Below are 1,817 nucleotides of genomic sequence, written 5' to 3'. Positions count from 1 at the left end.
GTGCTTGCCTTCGCGCACCCGGGCGCGTGCGGCCTGCAGGTGGCGGTCGAACACCATCGCGATCGCGCGCACCAGCAGCCAGCCGCGCGGCGTGACCTGCAMGGTCGCGCCGTTGCCGCCGTCGATCTCGACCAGGCCGTCGGCCACGAACACCTGCAACGACGCCAGCTCGGGCGCGAAGTACGCCGCGCCGTCGACGTCGTGGGCATGGCCGAGCGTCGTGAGGTCGGCGCGGCCCTGGCACATCAGCGCCATGATCACGTCGCGGCGCAGCAGGTCGTCGCTGTCGAGCGCCAGGCCGCGCACCACCGGGAAGCGGCGCTGCGCGAGCGCCTCGTAGTACTCGGGCAGGGTCTTCGCGTTCTGGCTGTAGCTCGTGCCCATGCGGCCGATCGCCGAGACGCCGAGGCCGATCAGGTCGCAATCGGGCTGCGTGCTGTAGCCCTGGAAGTTGCGGTGCAGCCGGCCGGCGCGGCGCGCGCGGGCGAGGGCGTCGCCGGGCAGCGCGAAGTGGTCCATGCCGATGTCTTCATAGCCGGCGGCGAGGAAGCCGCGGATCGCGCCGCGCAGCATCGCCACGCGATCGGCGCCGCTCGGCAGCTCGGCCGTGACGATGCGCCGCTGCGGCTTGAAGCGCTCCGGCAGGTGCGCGTAGCCGTACAGCGCGACGCGGTCGGGGCGCAACTCGGCGATCCGCGACACGGTCTCGGCGAGGCTCTGCGGCGTCTGTTTCGGCAGGCCGTAGATCAGGTCGACGTTGATCGATTCGTAGCCCTGCACGCGCGCGGCGGCGACCAGCACGCGCACGTCCTCGAACGGCTGCACGCGGTGCACGGCCTGCTGCACGTCGGGCTGGATGTCCTGCACGCCGAAGCTGATGCGGTTGAAGCCGAGCGAGCGGAAGTGCGCCAGGCGCTGCGGCGTGACGGTGCGCGGGTCGACCTCGATCGAGACCTCGGCGTCGGGCAGCAGGCGGAACGCGCCGCGCAGCGTCGACATCAGCCGCGTGAGTTCGGCATCGCTCAGGAAGGTCGGCGAGCCGCCGCCGAGGTGCAGCTGCGACACCGGCAGCCCGGTGCCGAGCGCGGTGACGTGCAGTTCGATCTCGGTGGCCAGCGCGTCGAGGTACTCGACGGCGCGCTCATGGTGCCGCGTGATCACCTTGTTGCAGGCGCAGTAGTAGCAGACCGATTCGCAGAACGGGATGTGCACGTAGATCGACAGGGGCGCGGTGCTGCCGTTGCGGGCCACCAGCATCCGCTGGTACTGCTGTGCGTCGAAGGCCTCGCCGAAACGGTCGGCCGTCGGGTACGAGGTGTAGCGCGGGCCGGGCACGTCGAAGCGGCGCAGCAGGTCGTCGTCGAGCGCGGGGGAGGGGTGTGCGGCATTCATGGCGGCACTGTCGCGCGCGCCGCGCCGCGGCGGCTTGCGTTGGATCAACTGGCGGCTGCGGGCGGCCTTCCACAATGCCGTCGAGCCATTCAACCCGATGGAGCGCTGCGGCGCGTCGTGCCATGTCTTCGATGAGCCATTTGCCTGCGCTGCCCGCCGAGCCTGACTGCATGCTGTGCGAGCGGCGCCACCTGTGCCTGCCGGTGGTGCGCGACGACATCGACGCCATCGTGGCCGGCAGCGTTCGGGCGGTGGCTGCGGGGGACACGCTGTTCCTGGAGGACGAGACCTTTGCGTCGCTGTATGCGGTGCGCAGCGGCGCCTTCAAGACCTGTGTCGGTGCGCCGCCRCAGCGCGGGCGCGTGACCGGCTTCGCGTTGCCGGGCGACCTGCTCGGGCTGGACGCGATCGATTCGGGGCTGCAC

2 protein-coding genes are annotated in these 1,817 nt (G+C 71.4%); one reads left to right on the top strand and one right to left on the bottom strand.

All coding sequences use genetic code 11. The annotated features are described in order from the left end of the window. Positions 1 to 1,392 (bottom strand): oxygen-independent coproporphyrinogen III oxidase (hemN, locus tag AC1D12_RS32430; protein ID WP_477845253.1); only part of this gene is annotated, 1,392 nt, incomplete at its 3' end. A gap of 131 nt (positions 1,393 to 1,523) precedes the next feature. Between hemN and AC1D12_RS32425 the strand changes: the two genes are divergently transcribed. After that, on the top strand, positions 1,524 to 1,817 hold a 294-nt coding region (locus AC1D12_RS32425; protein ID WP_477845252.1), incomplete at its 3' end, for an FNR family transcription factor.

The sequence above is a fragment of the Rhizobacter sp. P1_G5 genome (genome assembly GCF_056405435.1).
Note: the sequence above shows the minus strand (reverse complement) of the source record. Positions and strands in the feature narration are given on the sequence as shown.